Source organism: Ensifer sp. YR511, from assembly GCF_900103045.1.
GTDB lineage: Bacteria > Pseudomonadota > Alphaproteobacteria > Rhizobiales > Rhizobiaceae > Ensifer > Ensifer adhaerens.
On the sequence record NZ_FNGR01000002.1, the window covers coordinates 269,444 to 284,679 of the forward strand.

At 63.3% G+C, this 15,236-nt stretch carries 14 protein-coding genes; 6 read left to right on the forward strand and 8 right to left on the reverse strand.

Annotation, left to right across the window (positions count from 1 at the left end; all coding sequences use genetic code 11):
• Positions 1-67 precede the first annotated feature (67 nt).
• Positions 68-934, reverse strand: a complete 867-nt coding sequence (locus BLU15_RS05805) for a helix-turn-helix domain-containing protein (RefSeq protein WP_090294623.1) — start codon at positions 932-934, stop codon at positions 68-70.
• Positions 935-1,061: 127 nt separating this feature from the next.
• On the opposite strand from BLU15_RS05805, the gene BLU15_RS05810 reads away from it, so the two are divergent.
• Positions 1,062-1,994: a phytanoyl-CoA dioxygenase family protein gene (locus BLU15_RS05810; protein ID WP_090294625.1), complete on the forward strand. Its 933-nt coding sequence runs from the start codon at positions 1,062-1,064 to the stop codon at positions 1,992-1,994.
• 46 nt (positions 1,995-2,040) lie between these two features.
• On the opposite strand, the gene BLU15_RS05815 is transcribed toward BLU15_RS05810, so the two are convergent.
• The 3 genes from BLU15_RS05815 to BLU15_RS05825 form a co-directional block, all read right to left on the reverse strand.
• Entirely contained in the window at positions 2,041-2,892 is an 852-nt protein-coding gene (locus BLU15_RS05815; RefSeq protein ID WP_034804054.1) for an MOSC domain-containing protein, read from the reverse strand.
• A gap of 180 nt (positions 2,893-3,072) precedes the next feature.
• Positions 3,073-3,729, reverse strand: coding sequence for an HD domain-containing protein (locus tag BLU15_RS05820; protein ID WP_034804057.1), 657 nt, complete (start codon positions 3,727-3,729; stop codon positions 3,073-3,075).
• Positions 3,730-3,735: 6 nt separating this feature from the next.
• A complete protein-coding gene (locus tag BLU15_RS05825; RefSeq protein ID WP_090294626.1) occupies positions 3,736-6,615 on the reverse strand; it encodes a DUF2339 domain-containing protein in 2,880 nt (959 codons plus the stop codon).
• 195 nt (positions 6,616-6,810) lie between these two features.
• On the opposite strand from BLU15_RS05825, the gene BLU15_RS05830 reads away from it, so the two are divergent.
• The gene (locus tag BLU15_RS05830; protein ID WP_090294628.1) at positions 6,811-8,823 is read left to right on the forward strand and encodes a PhoX family protein; all 2,013 of its coding nucleotides are present in this window, start codon (positions 6,811-6,813) and stop codon (positions 8,821-8,823) included.
• 180 nt (positions 8,824-9,003) lie between these two features.
• Here the strand turns inward: BLU15_RS05830 and BLU15_RS05835 are convergent, their stop codons facing one another.
• Both BLU15_RS05835 and recO read right to left on the reverse strand, forming a co-directional pair.
• Positions 9,004-9,513, reverse strand: a complete 510-nt coding sequence (locus BLU15_RS05835; RefSeq protein ID WP_034804064.1) for a PaaI family thioesterase — start codon at positions 9,511-9,513, stop codon at positions 9,004-9,006.
• A 16-nt stretch (positions 9,514-9,529) separates the two neighbouring features.
• Entirely contained in the window at positions 9,530-10,276 is a 747-nt protein-coding gene (gene recO / locus BLU15_RS05840; RefSeq protein ID WP_060522226.1) for a DNA repair protein RecO, read from the reverse strand.
• A gap of 214 nt (positions 10,277-10,490) precedes the next feature.
• Here recO and BLU15_RS05845 point away from each other — a divergent pair, with 214 nt between their 5' ends.
• Positions 10,491-11,234 (forward strand): L,D-transpeptidase, encoded by a 744-nt coding sequence (locus BLU15_RS05845; RefSeq protein WP_034804083.1) that lies wholly within the window; start codon positions 10,491-10,493, stop codon positions 11,232-11,234.
• A gap of 103 nt (positions 11,235-11,337) precedes the next feature.
• Here BLU15_RS05845 and BLU15_RS05850 read toward each other — a convergent pair whose 3' ends face one another.
• Positions 11,338-11,820: an SRPBCC domain-containing protein gene (locus BLU15_RS05850; protein ID WP_034804086.1), complete on the reverse strand. Its 483-nt coding sequence runs from the start codon at positions 11,818-11,820 to the stop codon at positions 11,338-11,340.
• A 50-nt stretch (positions 11,821-11,870) separates the two neighbouring features.
• Here BLU15_RS05850 and BLU15_RS05855 point away from each other — a divergent pair, with 50 nt between their 5' ends.
• From BLU15_RS05855 to rkpK, 3 genes are all read left to right on the forward strand, one after another.
• Complete coding sequence (locus BLU15_RS05855; RefSeq protein ID WP_034804089.1) at positions 11,871-12,194, forward strand: ArsR/SmtB family transcription factor; 324 nt, start codon at positions 11,871-11,873, stop codon at positions 12,192-12,194.
• Positions 12,195-12,271: 77 nt separating this feature from the next.
• On the forward strand, positions 12,272-13,288 hold the full coding sequence (locus BLU15_RS05860; protein ID WP_090294629.1) for an NAD-dependent epimerase: 1,017 nt from the start codon (positions 12,272-12,274) through the stop codon (positions 13,286-13,288).
• Positions 13,289-13,457: 169 nt separating this feature from the next.
• Entirely contained in the window at positions 13,458-14,771 is a 1,314-nt protein-coding gene (gene rkpK / locus BLU15_RS05865) for a UDP-glucose 6-dehydrogenase (RefSeq protein WP_060522103.1), read from the forward strand.
• Positions 14,772-14,804: 33 nt separating this feature from the next.
• Here rkpK and BLU15_RS05870 read toward each other — a convergent pair whose 3' ends face one another.
• On the reverse strand, positions 14,805-15,122 hold the full coding sequence (locus BLU15_RS05870) for a hypothetical protein (protein ID WP_034804097.1): 318 nt from the start codon (positions 15,120-15,122) through the stop codon (positions 14,805-14,807).
• Positions 15,123-15,236: the final 114 nt, after the last annotated feature.

A 15,236-nucleotide genomic window follows, 5' to 3' on the forward strand; every position in this document is an offset into this window, starting at 1 on the left:
AGGCGGCTGCTAAAACAGATAAAAGCCAATTAAATTGACGCCGCAATCACCGGAATTGATGCCTTGATCAAGCGGCGCTGCGGAACCGGTCGCGAAACGCTCTCGGCGTCATGCCCTTGGCCGCCTTGAACTGGCGATTGAAGTTGGCAAGCGAACGATAGCCGACGGCATCGGCGACATGAGCGATCGAACGCGCCGAACCACTGAGCAGCGCGCAGGCCTCGCCGATCCGCAGGCGCATCAGATATTCCGAGACCGGCATGTTGAGGTGGCGCAGGAACAGGCGGTGCAGGCCGGAAAGGCTGAGCGCGGCCAGATCCGCGAGTTCGTCCATCGACGGGTTTTCGGCGTAATGCAGGTGGATATGGTCGAGCACCCGGTCGAGGCGGCCGCGGTCGACCGATCGGCCTGATGGCGTGACGACCCGGCTCGACAGTGGTGTTACCGCCTGCTCGCGCGCCAGGATCGTCAGCATCGACAGGACGTCCGGCAGGCGCTCCTCCGGCGCCAACCGGCGCAACCCTTCGAACAGCGGCCGCACGCGGGTGGCCACTTCCGGCGTGAACTGCAACCCTGGAGCCGAACGCTCGAACATCGCCTTGACGCCGGCGAGTTCGACGAAGCCTTCCTCCACGCGCTCCACCCATTCCGGATGGAACCAGAGCACCAGCGCCACGTGCGGTTCGGCCTCGTCGACCTTGCCGGCGGAGTGCCAGGTGTGCGGCAAGTTGGAGCCGACCAGCACGAGATCGCCGTCCTCATAGGCACCGATATGGTCTCCGATGAAGCGCTGGCCGCGCGAGTTGAGCGTCAGCGTCAGTTCGAACTCGGGATGATGGTGCCATTGGAACGGGATGGCATCGTCGAGCCGGCGGTCTAGCAAGATTGATGAGGCATTGGTCGGCCTCGAGATCTTCTGCAAAACAGCCTTCATGTTGCACCATTCTATCCTCAGAAGCCAGAATAGTATCAATGTAGGCAGGCTGCGTGCAACAGCGGCACCGTTGAAAGGGCTAGGTTTTCTCCATCACCAATCAAACCTGCCAGGCGAGGAGATCCACATGCAGCCACTCAGAGACAGTCACCCGACGGCGGCCCATCTCGATATTCAACTGAAGGACATCCGGAAGCGGCTGCCTCTGCGCGTGCTTTCGGAAGCGGACTGGCAGCACTGGATCACCAAGGGCTACGTCATCGTCCGTCAGGCGGTACCGGCGACCAATGTCGAGCGGCTCGTCGAGTTGCTCTGGCGCTTCGACGAAAAGGATCCGGTCGACCCTTCGACCTGGTATGCGCCGCAGCGACGCGAGCACAAGATGAAGGAACTCAACAACACCGGCATGCTGGAGATCTACAATCACCAGTATCTCTGGGACAACCGCCAGGAGCCGCGCATCTACGGCGCCTTCGTCGACATCTGGGACCGCGAAGACCTGTGGGTGACGATCGACCGCGCCAACCTCAACCCACCGAAGAAGGTCAAGGGCAATCCCAACGGCTTCATACATTGGGACGTCGACACCTCAATCCGGCCGCTGCCGATCGGCGTTCAGGGCGTGCTCAGCCTCAAGAAGCAGGACGGCGACGTCGGCGGCTTCCAATGCGTGCCGGAACTGTTCGAAAACTTCGAAAGCTGGGAGAAGACTCAAAGCGCCGACCGCGACCCGATGCACCCCGACATGACCGGTCTTTCGACCGTCAACATCGAGATGGAGGCCGGCGACCTGATGATCTTCAACAGCCTGCTGGCCCACGGCGTGCGGCCCAATCATTCCGATGGCCGCGTGCGCATGGCGCAGTACATTTCGATGCATCCGGCAGAATGGGGCAATGTCGCCGAGCGCGAGGAACGGGTGCGCCTGTGGCGCGAGCTCGACCATCCGAAGCGCGACGCCTTTCCCGGCGACCCGCGCGAATGGGAAAAGCACAACGCCTCCCCCGCCAGCCTTTCGGATCTGGGCGCCAAGCTTCTCGGTATCACGCCCTGGGCTTGATACCGAGAAACGCGTGAGATCGTTTCCGTCCGGAATTGCTTCTGAACTAAGCCGAAGCACGCACCTTCATCGGCCAGCGCTCGCCGCGTCGGCCGATGATCTTGACCTCATCGCCGAGCTTCACGGTGCCTTCGCTGCGCGGCACCGCATTCCAGCCGAAGAGCACGCCGGTCACGCGGCGGTCGGCCGACATGCGCTTCTCCGCCAACCCCTGGATCGGATTGCCGCCGATGCGCTCGCCGGTGATCTGGTCCTGGGTCGTCATGATGCAGCGCGAGCAGGGTTTGACGAGATCGAAGCGGATGCCGCCGATCTCGACGCTCTCCCAGAAATCCTCCTCCCAGGCTTCATCGCAGTCGACGAGGATGTTGGTGCGGAACCGTTCCATGCCGACCGGTTCCTGGCCCTTTTCGGCGAGCGTCCGGTTGAGATCGGCAAGCGAACCCGTGGTCGTGATCAGGATCGGAAAGCCATCGGCAAAGCCGACGGGTGCGGCCGCTCCTGCCCATTCGGCGCCGACGAGCCGTTCGGCCGAGGCGTCCATATGGGCGAGCCTGACCGGGCGGCCGAACCATGAAGAGAGAACCTCGTCCGTCGTTTCATCCGACACGGCGGCATCGACCTCGCTGCCCCAAACGACGACGTTCAGACGACGGTCCGGATCGAAGCGGACGGAGATCTCCCGCTCACCCATCCTCAGGTGCACGCCGCCATCGATGTGGCTCGCCTCAACCTGCGCCAATGTCTGCAGTTCGCGCTGGGTGATAAAGCGCCCATCCGGCTGGATCAGCATGAAACGCCGGTCACCCTCGACGCCGTCGAGATTGACCGAGACCGTCTCGCGGGCAATCGCGCGACCGCTCTTCAGCGGATGAATATTGAGGCCGGTCACCTTCATGGACAGTTCCTTCCATCTTCAAAAACTGATTCAAGCGCCTGACGATCCGATTCACCGGGCGGCTGCAATCCGTTGAAAGGCCTAGATCATTTCTCGGTTTGATGGAAACGGAGAAATGTTCCGGTGCAATCGGCGCGGCACAATCGCTCGCAGAAAAGCGCCCCACGCCCTTCCCGGCAACTAGATTTCATCCAGCATCATGGCGAGCACGTCGCGTAGCCGCTGCTCACGCTCGTGAGCCAGACGGCGGCCGGCCTCGGTCTTGAACCCGTCAGCGAGCCGGAAGAGCTTGGTCTCGAAATGATCGATGGCGAAGGCCTTGTCATCGAGCGCCCGCGCCTCAGCCAACGGATCGAGCGGGTCGTAAAGGCCGCTGCCCATGCGCCCGGCGATGTAGAAGCAGCGGGCAGCGCCGACCATGCCGATCGCATCCAGCCGATCGGCATCCTGAAGGATCTTCGCCTCCAGGGTTTCCGGCGGGATGTTCGCCGAGAAGCTGTGCGTCAGGATGGCGTGCGCCACCGCGGCAATCTCATCCGTGCCCCAACCGAGATCTTTCAGAATGCCCGTCGCCTTTTCGGCCGCCAGTCGTGATGCCTGCGTGCGCAGGGGCGAGTTCTTCTCGACCGAGACGCAGTCATGCAGCAGCACCGCGGCGGCGAGCAAACGCGCCTCACTGCCCTCCTCCGCCTGGATGCGGGCGGCATTCTTCCAGACACGGATCAGATGTGCGGCATCGTGCGAGCCGTCATCGGCGGCGAAGGCATGCGGCAGCAACGCCGCCGCAAGTTCCTCATGCGGCGCGAAGGCGGCCGCGAGTTTCGAAATCTCTGTCATGATGTCCTATTGCTGTTCGGCAGGCTTTGCCGGCGCCGTCGGTGCAGCGCCGACGCCGGACAAGATCTTCTGGTAGAAGAGCCCTATCCCGATCAATACCCCGCCAAGGCCGATGAAGGACAGAGCCCGCAGGAAACCTTCGAGGTTGGACATGTCGATCAGGAACACCTTCAGCACGGCAACGAAGACCAGAACGGCCGACGCGATGCGGATGCTCTTGGCATGGAAGCGCGAGCCGAGCACCAGCAGCAGCACGCCGAGCAGCAGCCAGACGACCGAATAGGTGTAGGTCTCGCCCTGCAGAAAACCCTTCCAGTCCGCGATGTTTTCCCCCTGCCAGACACGGCGGACCGTGAGGCTCGCCCAGGCGAAAGCAAGCACCGCGCCGCTGACCGCAAGTGCCATGACATAGGGCAAGGGCCGCTTGTCGCGTGCATACCAGGCGAGCCCCGCATAGCCGAGCCCCGGTAACAGATAACCGATCAACAGCAGGTCGAAGAACGGGATACGCCCCAGCAGTTCGCCGCTGAAATAGGGGTTGAGGCCGAGGAGATGCGCCGAAAGCACCGACAGCATCGAGAGCACGCCGAGGCCCATGCCGCCGTAGCGGAAGACCGGGCTCGGTGATTTCATGTCGAGGCTCATGAAGATCGCCGAGGCGCCGATTGCCAGCAGCGTGTAGATCGACTGCTCGCCGAGGGTCGGCACCGCGCTGTCGAGCACGCCGCCGTTCATCGCATGGCGCACCAGGATCGCGAGCGTCAACAGCACGAAAAGGCTGGCAAGCGCCTGCAGCAAGTTGCGCACCCGCGTGCCTGGCCAGGATCTCAGGAAATAGGCGGAGCCCGCAAGCAGCACGGCGGGGATGCCGTAGCCCGGCAGCAGCGCATTGAAGACGGGCGTGGTGCCGAGATTGCCGGCACCGACGATCGTCGGCTCCCAGGCGATGCGCCCGAGTACGACGACGGCCGCTGCACCAGTCATCCACGGCAGAATCGGCCAGGTGCGGATCCGCGTGGCGAGCGCATAGGCCGTTCCAAGCACGGCGATCGCAAGCGTCGTGACCAGCCCGTCCGTCCAGGCGTGGAGGGCAAGCACGAGAAAGGTGAAGGAGCCGGCCACCAGCAAGCCGGCCGCCGTATCGCGCGCCACCGCCTCGCTTTCGCGGCGGTAGAGCCAGTCCGCAAGCGCCAGCAGCGCCGCCGCGGCGACGAGTGAGAACAGGCCGTGCGGCAGGTCGAAGGCATAGTTGCCGGTCATCAGGAACGACATCGCGACGAGCGCGATCGGAACGACCGCGGCGATGCCCGCCCAGAGTGTCGAATATTGCGGATGGGCGACGAGCCGGCGCGACAGCACGAAACCGCCGAGTGCGACGAACAGCGCCGCAAGCAGCATTGCGGTGATCATCGCGGTGCGCCCGGGCAGGACGACTGCCGGAAGAGCGTCGGCCAGCGAGGGATCGAGATAGGCGAGCACGCCGCTCAGCGCCGTCAGGCTCCAGACGCCAGCAACAGCGCCGACCGCTGAAAGCACGGCGGGATAGACTGCCGTTGTCCGCCAGGCGCCCAACGCCGCCAGCGCCGCAACGACAACTGCAAACTCCGCCACCGGAAAGCGGACCGCATAGACTGCTGGGCTGATGAGGAGGAGCGCAAGCATGGTGACGACGATCGCGGCCGAAATGGAGATTGCCGCGTGTGGTGGAACGAACAGGCGTTCCCATGGCCCGACGACGGCCCGGGGTCGGGTTGTCGCTTCGGTCGGCTCCAGCATTTCGGACCCTTCAGTCGCATCACGCACTTCGCGCGCTTCTGCCACTGGCTCCCGTTCGATGGCGGCAGGCCAGATAAGTCCGATGCCGGCGATCATCACAAGTAGGATGAAAGCGACCGGCCGTGCTTCGAAGGGGGATGCCGCAGCGACATAGACAAGGCCCCAGAGCCCTATGCCAACATTGGCAAGCGTCGGCACTACGGTCCATCGGCGCAGCCGCGATGCAAGCAGGGTCGCGAGCCAAACGATCGCGAGGAAGCCGAAAAGAACCCAGGGGCGCGGTTCGTTGCTCGAAACCAGCGCCGGCGTGATCAGCGAGGCAAGCAGGCCGAGGCCAGCGAGCGCCTGCCCATGCAGCAGCGACAGACCAACAGTGGCGAGCGAAATCGCCGCCAGGAGAACGAAGGCCGTGCCCGTGCCGATATATTCGTAGATGCCATAGGCGGCATAGGCGACCCCGAAGAGGGTGACGGCACCGGCCGCCGTCAGGATGCCGGGGATCATGGCGTTCTGGAATTCGTTGGCGATCACGGGCACCGCGCGCCGACGGATGACCTCGCCCGCCGCCATCAGCAGGAGGCCGAACAAGGCAGCAAGCGTCAAGCGAACCGCCGGGCTCAACAGCCCGGCATCGATTGAATACTTGACCATGAAGACGCCGCCGAGCGCCAACGCGATGCCGCCAACCCAGACGGCCCAACGGGCGCCGAGGCGGCTTTCCAGGCTTTCGGTCTGACGGGGTACGGTTGCGACCGGCTGCGGTGCTTCCGTGCCGGCAGCGATCGTCTCCTCGCCCTCGGTTTTGGCCGCTGCTCCTTCCGCATCGCCGAAAATCCGGGCGCCCACGCGCGCACTGGCCGACAAGGCGGCAGCGGCATCGTCCAGCGTCTCTAGCTCCGGCGTCTCCGACATGGCCGGCAACTCATCCGCAGCCGCAAACGCCTCGGTCGCCGTTTCAGCCGGGGCGCCTCCCCCCGGAGCGGCCTTCAGCGCCACGACCTCCGCCTTGAGGGCGGCCAGTTCGGTACCAAGACGCTCGGTCGTCCTGCGGTTGCCGAGATAGGCGGACAGGGCCAGAATAAAGGCAGCTAAAGCAATAAGTTCGAACATACTTTCCCCTGGCAGTCGCAATCGCCGGCGCGCGCAACCATACAGACTTTTATGCAAGCGCCAAATCTATAGACGGCCGAGCGCTGTAATCTCTTCACGGAAATGTCGCAGAACTGTCATGGGGCAGCTGGTACAGGCGGATGAACACCGCTGCCTTGCGCGGTGGTTTCCATCGTTCAACCAGGAGACCCGATCATGGACAAGCATCTCGCCCAGACGGAAGAGACCGAATTCAAGACGCTGACGGAACGCAGGGAAGAGCTGGAAGATGTCGGCCACAACTGTTCCGCCAATCCGACGATGGGCGACATCATCCACCGCCGCTTCTCGCGCCGGTCGTTCATCGGCGGCTCGCTGGCAGTTGCCGCGATCTCGACCACCGTCAGCCCGCTCGCTCTCCTGACCGCCGAAGAGGCACGCGCCGAGGAGGGTTCGCGCTTCGACTTTACCGAGATCGAAGCCGGCGTCGACGAAAAGCACCATGTGGCCGAAGGTTACGATGCCGACGTCCTGCTTCGCTGGGGCGACAAGATCTTCGCCGACAGCCCGGAGTTCGACCCGAAGAACCAGACGGCCGCTGCCCAGGAAAAGCTGTTCGGCTACAACAACGACTATGTTGGCTTCATCCCGCTCGACGGCAGCGCCGACCACGGCCTGCTCGTCGTCAACCACGAATACACCAATGCCGAACTGATGTTCCCGGCCTTCGCCAGCGTCGTGAAGGAAAAGGTGACGAAGGACGGCAAGGAAGTCGAGGAAGAGAAGGTCGTTCTCGGCGAATACAGCAAGGAGCTGGTCGACATCGAGATGGCCGCACATGGCGGCACGATCATCGAGATCCGCAAGGTCGACGGCAAGTGGCAGCCGGTTCTCGACGGCAAGAACAACCGTCGCATCACCGTCAACACCGAGATGCAGATCACCGGCCCGGTCGCCGGTCACGACCGCCTGAAGACGCCGTCCGACCCGACCGGCAAAAAGGTGTTCGGCACGCTCAACAACTGTGCCGGCGGCGTCACCGCCTGGGGCACCTACATGATGGCCGAAGAAAACTTCAACGGCTATTTCGGCGGCGAGATTGCCGAGGACCATCCGGAATACAAGCAGCTGAAGCGGCTGGGCGCACCGGGCGGCCAGTATGAATGGGCGTCCTTCTACGACCGTTTCGACGTCTCCAAGGAGCCGAACGAAGCCAATCGCTTCGGCTGGATCGTCGAGGTCGACGCGCTTGATCCGACGTCGGTGCCGAAGAAGCGCACAGCCCTCGGCCGTTTCAAGCACGAAGGCTGCGAATCGATCATCAACAAGGACGGCCGCGTCGTGCTCTATTCCGGCGACGACGAGCGCTACGACTATGTCTACAAGTTCGTGACCAAGGGCACGTTCAACCCTGACGATCGTGCCGCCAACATGGACCTCTTCGACGAGGGCACGCTCTATGTCGCCAAGTTCGACGAAGACGGCTCCGTCACCTGGATGCCGCTGACGCACGGCGAAGGCCCGCTGACCGAAGCCAACGGCTTTGCCTCGCAGGCGGACGTGTTGATCAACACCCGTCTTGCCTCCGACGCGCTCGGTGCCACCAAGATGGACCGTCCGGAAGACGTTCAGCCGAACCCGCAGACGGGCAAAGTCTACGTGATGCTGACCAACAACACCAAGCGCAAGGCCGAAGAAGTCGACGCGGCCAACCCGCGCGCCAAGAACGCCTTCGGCCACATCGTCGAGATCACCGAGACCGACGGCGACTTCGCGTCGCTGAAGAGCCGCTGGGACGTTCTTTTGAAGTGCGGCGATCCGAGCGTTGCCGAGGTCGGCGCTTCGTTTTCGACCGCCACCACCAAGAACGGCTGGTTCGGCATGCCCGACAATTGCGCCATCGACACCGATGGCCGCCTCTGGGTATCGACTGACGGCAACAACGAGAAGGACACCGGCCGCACCGACGGTATCTGGGCGATCGACACGGACGGCGCCGCCCGCGGCACGTCGAAGCTCTTCTTCCGCGTGCCGGTCGGCGCCGAAATGTGCGGCCCCTGCTTCAACCCGACCTCGGACACATTCTTCCTCGCCGTCCAGCACCCGGGCGACGCCGGCCTTGCAACTTACGAGACGCCGGCCACCCGCTGGCCGGACTTCCAGGACGACATGCCGGTACGCCCGGCTGTCGTCGCCGTAACGAAGCAGGGCGGCGGCCGCATCGGCTGATCAGGACTGCGATTACAAAGAGGAACGCCGCGCCATTCTGCGCGGCGTTTCTTGCTTCCGACATTGCTTGAGCGACGCAATTCCGAGCAGAAAACCGCTTCGCACTTTTCCTGGAATTGCTCAGCTTGAAGTGACGCAATTCCGAGCGGAAGACCGCTTCGCACTTTTCCTGGAATTGCTTTAACGCCTGAGATTGTCGATCGGGAAGATGGCGCAGGTTTCGGTGCCGTGGGCGAGCAACTTGCCGTTACGGTCGCGCAGCCAGGCTTCGGAGGTCGCGATGGTGCGGCCACGATGCACGATGCGCCCCTCGCAGAAGACCTCGCCCATATCGGGCAGTAGCGGCCGCACGAGGTTCACCTTGAACTCGACCGTCGTATAGGCCTCCCCAGGTTTGACGGTGGTGAAGACAGCGCAGCCGAGGGCCGAATCCATGATCGTTGCCGTCCATCCGCCATGCACTGTGCCAAGCGGATTGAGGTGTTCCTCGGTCGGCAGCCCCTTGAAGACCACCCGACCCTCCTCGACTTCGCTCAACCCGAACTTCAGCGTCTTCGACATCGGCGGCGCCGGCAGCTCGCCGCTCAAAAGATCCTGCATTGCCTTGAGACCGCCATCGCGGGCGACGCGGTCGAGCGACAGCACGCCGACGCCGGATACGGACATGCCGGGATAAAGCTCTTGGTACATCGATAACTCCTGGGAATCAGGCGGCTGAGGATTGCGCTTTCAGCGCCTTCAGCGCCGCATGGACGAAACCGTCGCGGGCGGAAGAAACGTCGAGACCGCGCGGCTCATAGACATGGCGGTGGAGGAAGAAGGCGGTCAGGCGGAAGGCGGCGGCGAGGCTGTCGTGATCCGCAGCCCTTCGCGCTTCGGCCGAAAGGAAGTCCGGCAACGCCAACATGCGGTCGGCATAACGCTCTCCGGCCTCCCGGCAGACCGCCCTGCCCGATTTCGGCGAGACATAGACGAGTTCGGTACGAGCGCCGGTTGCAACGCATTCGGTGAGATCGAGCCCGAAGCCGAGGTCGTTGAGGACTGCGAGTTCGAAGCGCACGAACAATTCTCCGGCGTCGGCGGGATCGGCGAGATGGTCGACGATGACGGTCAGCGCCTCGTAGAGATGCGGATGCGGGTCGCGCTCGGGAAGCAGCCTAAGAAGAGCGCCGAGCGCCTGGATACCATAGACCGAGGTTGCCGTTTCCATCAGCCGGGCGGCCCGCAGCTCCACCGGTTCGATCCGGAATTCGCCCATGTGCTCGTCGAGCCGGGCGCGCCAGGTGACCTCCACCGAGTTGCCCGGCTGCAGCACCGGCTGCATCGTGCGCGAACGCCCCGAGCGCACCATGCCGAGATGCCGGCCGTGGGTAGCGCTCATGACCTCGACGATGGCCGAGCTTTCGCCGTGCCGCCGGATCCCGAGAATGATGGCCTGATCGCTCCATTGCATGGCTATGGCATACACCCGCGGTCGAAAGCGGATCAAGCTGTCTTGCGGAAGCAAAATGCCATTGCCGACTGTAGCCTTTCGGCCACACCTAATGGTTGCCTCATTTGCGACATGCTGTCGCCGCCCCGACGCCGTCTTTGACATTAGAACGGAAGGGCGGCAAAAGCCGTGTCTCCCGCCCGAAAATGACAATCAGCAGGATCAGAACTTTATTATGTGTGTGTCCCGGAACAGCGCCGGCCGCCTGGCGCAGCTCTTCGCCCTTCTTCTCGCCACCTCGACGCTCGCAAGCTGCGTCACCACGTCGGGGCCAGCCAAGCCGAAGGGACCGGATCCATACTATGTGGCAATGTACGGCCCGCTGCCGAACGAAAAATTCCCGCTGGATGCCATCGACATCAGCAAGGTCGACAAGCGCTATCTGCGCCAGCAGGTCGCCTATCAGACGCATGAGCCGCCGGGCACGATCGTGATCGATACCCAGAACCGCTTCCTCTACCTCGTGCAGGATGGCGGCATGGCGATGCGCTACGGCATCGGCGTCGGCAAGGCCGGCCTTGAGTTCGAAGGTGAAGCGCGGATCGCGCGCAAGGCCGAATGGCCGCGCTGGACGCCTACGCAAGAGATGGTGGCGCGCGAGCCGGAACGTTACGGCCCGCTTGCCGGCGGCATGGAGCCGGGCGTGCGCAACCCGCTTGGCCCCCGCGCGCTCTATCTATTCCAGGGCAACCGCGACACGCTGTTCCGCATCCACGGCACGACCGAGGCCTGGTCGATCGGCAAGGCCGTGTCCAGCGGCTGCATCCGTCTCTTCAATCCCGATATCATCGACCTCTACAGCCGCGTACCGGTCGATTCGCGCGTCGTCGTGCTGCAGGCCGAACCGCCGATGACGGAGCCGGCCGGCGGCATTCCCATGGCGAGCGCCGCCAATGGCGGCCTTCCTCCGATGTATTGAGACGCCGAATGCTCAGCCGGGCGCGCCTCAGTGACGCCCGGCGCATTCAGGTACATTAACGCCCGTCGCTCAAGTCGGCGCCGCACTGCAGACGACCGGCCGGCTAGGCCTGCGGCTCGAGCGCCGGCTTGCCTGAGAGTTCGCTGAGGTAATAGCCGTCGCGCAGGTTGATGCCGTATTCGAGCCAGGCCTTCATACAGGCGAGCATCTGCGACCAGCCCTCGCAGTTGACGTAGGAGCTCTTCTGCCCCTGCGCGTTCTCGCGCCAGCCGGTTTCGGCGATCGTCACCATCGTGGCGCCATCCTCCAGCGGCTGGAAGCGCATCTCCACACGGGTCTGGTAGGCATCCTCGCCCTCGGCGACCATGGCGCCCCAGCAAAAGACGATACGCTCGTTGGGCTCGACCACCTCCACCTGAATCGGCACCTCGCCCCACCAGGTCACGGTTGCGCCGGCCACCAGCGGCCCGCTGATGCCGCCGAGCGTCACGAAGTAGCGGCTGAGCTGGTCCGGATTGACGACCGCATCAAAAACCTGGGCGACAGGGCGGCCGATCCGTCCGTTCACACGAAATTCAAAGGGCATGGCGTATTCCTCCTGTCGGGGCCAACAAGAGTATGTTATAGAAACATAACATGTCAACCGATTCGAAAGATGACCTGGTATTCAAGGCGCTCGCCAACGGGCTGCGCCGGCAGATGCTCGACGCCATGCGCCAGGAGCCGCAGACCACCGGCATGCTCTGCGAGCGCTTCAGCAATCTCGACCGCTGTACGGTCATGCAGCACCTGAAAGTCCTTGAGCAGGCCGAGCTCGTACTCGTCCGCCGCGAGGGGCGTGAACGCTGGAACCATCTGAACGCATTGCCGATCCAGGCGATCCATGATCGCTGGATCAGCCAGTATGCCGGCCATGCGATGTCGGTGCTGTCCGCCCTGCAACAGGACCTCGACCGGTAACCAGACCGATGGTTTCGGCTTTCAATCGATCGGCTTTCTTCGTATGAACGGCCGATACGTAAATTGGGGACATCGTCGTGCGCTACCTCATCACCGGCACCGCAGGCTTCATCGGCTTTCACCTCGCCAAGCGGCTGATCGACGAAGGGCATTTCGTTGTCGGCTTCGACGGGATGACCCCCTATTACGACGTGACGCTAAAAGAGAATCGGCACGCGATCCTCGCCCGCTCGAACGGCTTCAAGCCCGTCGTCGGCATGCTTGAGGACAGAGACGCGCTGCGCCGGGCGGCCGAGCTCGCCGAACCCGAAGTCATCATCCACCTCGCCGCCCAGGCGGGTGTGCGCTACAGCCTCGAAAACCCGAAGGCCTATGTGGATTCCAACCTGGTCGGCTCCTGGAACATGCTGGAACTGGCGCGGGAGCTTAACCCTAAGCACCTGATGCTGGCCTCGACTTCCTCGATCTACGGCGCCAACGAAAAAATCCCGTTTGCCGAAACCGACCGTGCCGACGAGCCGATGACGCTCTATGCCGCCACCAAGAAGTCGATGGAGCTGATGGCGCACAGCTATGCCCATCTCTACAAGGTGCCGACCACTGCCTTCCGCTTCTTCACGGTCTACGGCCCCTGGGGGCGGCCCGACATGGCGTTGTTCAAGTTCGTCGATGCCATCCACAAGGGACAGCCGATCGATATCTATGGCGAAGGCCGCATGAGCCGCGACTTCACCTATATCGACGACCTGGTCGAGAGCATTCTCCGGCTTTCCCATGTGGCGCCGGCGGAAGAAAACCGCGTGCCGGAGGAAAAGGCCGAGGACACGCTCTCGCGCCAGGGGCCTTTCCGCGTGGTCAATATCGGCGGCGGGCAGCCGGTCGAACTGATGACCTTCGTCGAAACGGTCGAGAAGGCGGTCGGCAAGCCGGCGGTGCGCAACATGCTGCCGATGCAGCAGGGCGATGTGCCCCGCACCTACGCCTCCCCCGACCTTCTCGAAGCGCTGACCAATTTCAAGCCCTCGCTTTCTGTCGAAGAGGGCGTGGCGCGCTTCGCTGCCTGGTACAAGGATTACTACAACGCGAACCGGTGAGCCGCTCACCCGCTACTCCCCACGGATTATTCTGCTGGCGGGACGGCTTGCTTTAAGCGCAATCGAGCATAAATGGGTGTGAACCTGAGCGCATAAGCAATTGCAAAAATACGCAATTGCACGTTCTATGAACTGAGTTCGCTGTGGAACACAACAAGGGAAAGAGCCTATGAAAATCACGATGATCGGCGCCGGCTATGTTGGCCTTGTTTCCGGCGTGTGTTTTGCGGACTTCGGTCACGACGTCGTTTGTCTCGACAAGGATGAGAGCAAGATCGACGCCTTGATGCAGGGGCGCATTCCGATCTTCGAACCCGGCCTCGACCAGTTGGTGGCCAGCAACGTCGCTTCGGGCCGCCTTACCTTCACGACTGATCTCGTTGCCGCCGTCGCCGACAGCGATGTCATCTTCATTGCGGTCGGCACGCCGTCACGGCGCGGTGACGGTCATGCCGACCTTTCCTATGTGCATGCGGCTGCGCGCGAGATTGCCGAGAACCTCAAGGGGTTCACCGTGATCGTGACGAAATCGACCGTTCCGGTCGGCACCGGCGACGAGGTAGAGCGCATCATCCGCGAAACCAATCCGGACGCCGATTTCGCCGTCGTTTCCAACCCGGAATTCCTGCGCGAGGGTGCCGCGATCGAGGACTTCAAGCGGCCCGACCGCATCGTCATCGGCCTTTCGGGCGACGACGCGCGGGCGCGGGACGTGATGACCGAGGTCTATCGTCCGCTCTATCTCAACCAGTCGCCGCTGGTCTTCACCTCGCGCCGTACGTCCGAGCTGATCAAATATGCCGGCAATGCGTTCCTCGCGATGAAGATCACCTTCATCAACGAGATGGCGGATCTCTGCGAGCGGGTCGGTGCCAATGTCCAGGATGTCGCCCGCGGCATCGGCCTCGATGGCCGAATCGGCTCGAAATTCCTGCATGCCGGTCCAGGTTACGGCGGATCGTGCTTCCCGAAGGACACCCTGGCGCTGGTGAAGACCGCGCAGGATTATGACAGCCCGGTGCGGCTGGTCGAGACGACGGTGGCCGTCAACGACAACCGCAAGCGGGCCATGGGCCGCAAGGTCATCGCAGCGGCCGGCGGGGACGTGCGCGGCCGCAAGATCGCGATCCTCGGCCTCACTTTCAAGCCCAACACCGACGACATGCGCGACAGCCCGGCGATCGTGGTCGTCCAGACGCTGCAGGACGCTGGCGCCCATGTCATCGGCTATGATCCGGAGGGCATGGAAAACGCGAAGAAGGTGATCGACGGGATCGACTACGCCAGCGACCCCTACGAGGCCGCCAACGAAGCCGATGCGCTGGTGATCGTTACCGAATGGAACGAGTTCCGGGCGCTTGATTTCCGCCGGCTCAAGACCGTGATGAAGACGCCCATTCTCGTCGACCTCAGGAACATTTACCGCGAGGACGAGGTGGTGAAGCACGGCTTCAGCTATTCGAGCGTCGGCCGGTCGCTCTGACAGGAGCGGCTGCGCCCGCTCAGCCCCAAGAAGCTAGGCTTTCGGTATCGGCAAGGGTGGCAGGGTTTCCCAGCTCTTGCCGGCAAGGATGACGCAGCTTCGCCCATTGACGTCGGTGACGATCAGCGTCCAGCTGCCGTTGTCGGCAGCGTAGATCTCCATGATCGCCTGCTGGTTGATCAGCGCGGTTGCCGCCTGCTTCTCTTGATATTGCCGCGTCAGAAACGCGATCACTTCGGACCGGTCGGCACAATTGACCGGAGCCTGGGAGATCGCGGGAACGGGACGCGCCGCCACGCCCGCCGCCAAGAGGGCGACCAATGCCAGGCCGCGGATCGCACTGCCCACCATCACCGAACTCCTTTCACCGGACGCCCGGCGAAGGAGTTTGCGTTGACCTTTCCGTCGCCGGCCGGCTGCGGCATGGGCACAATATGTCCGCGCCGCCCTGCAGTCAGTATGGTG

Excerpts from the sequence above, each read along its gene's own strand:
- rkpK (WP_060522103.1), top strand. The coding sequence starts at position 13,458 with ATGAAAATCACGATGATCGGCGCCGGCTATGTTGGCCTTGTTTCCGGC.
- BLU15_RS05820 (WP_034804057.1), bottom strand. The coding sequence starts at position 3,729 with ATGACAGAGATTTCGAAACTCGCGGCCGCCTTCGCGCCGCATGAGGAA.
- BLU15_RS05815 (WP_034804054.1), bottom strand. The coding sequence starts at position 2,892 with ATGAAGGTGACCGGCCTCAATATTCATCCGCTGAAGAGCGGTCGCGCG.
- BLU15_RS05835 (WP_034804064.1), bottom strand. The coding sequence starts at position 9,513 with ATGTACCAAGAGCTTTATCCCGGCATGTCCGTATCCGGCGTCGGCGTG.
- BLU15_RS05870 (WP_034804097.1), bottom strand. The coding sequence starts at position 15,122 with ATGGTGGGCAGTGCGATCCGCGGCCTGGCATTGGTCGCCCTCTTGGCG.
- BLU15_RS05810 (WP_090294625.1), top strand. The coding sequence starts at position 1,062 with ATGCAGCCACTCAGAGACAGTCACCCGACGGCGGCCCATCTCGATATT.
- BLU15_RS05850 (WP_034804086.1), bottom strand. The coding sequence starts at position 11,820 with ATGCCCTTTGAATTTCGTGTGAACGGACGGATCGGCCGCCCTGTCGCC.
- BLU15_RS05845 (WP_034804083.1), top strand. The coding sequence starts at position 10,491 with ATGTGTGTGTCCCGGAACAGCGCCGGCCGCCTGGCGCAGCTCTTCGCC.
- BLU15_RS05825 (WP_090294626.1), bottom strand. The coding sequence starts at position 6,615 with ATGTTCGAACTTATTGCTTTAGCTGCCTTTATTCTGGCCCTGTCCGCC.
- BLU15_RS05830 (WP_090294628.1), top strand. The coding sequence starts at position 6,811 with ATGGACAAGCATCTCGCCCAGACGGAAGAGACCGAATTCAAGACGCTG.
- BLU15_RS05855 (WP_034804089.1), top strand. The coding sequence starts at position 11,871 with ATGTCAACCGATTCGAAAGATGACCTGGTATTCAAGGCGCTCGCCAAC.
- recO (WP_060522226.1), bottom strand. The coding sequence starts at position 10,276 with ATGCAATGGAGCGATCAGGCCATCATTCTCGGGATCCGGCGGCACGGC.
- BLU15_RS05805 (WP_090294623.1), bottom strand. The coding sequence starts at position 934 with ATGAAGGCTGTTTTGCAGAAGATCTCGAGGCCGACCAATGCCTCATCA.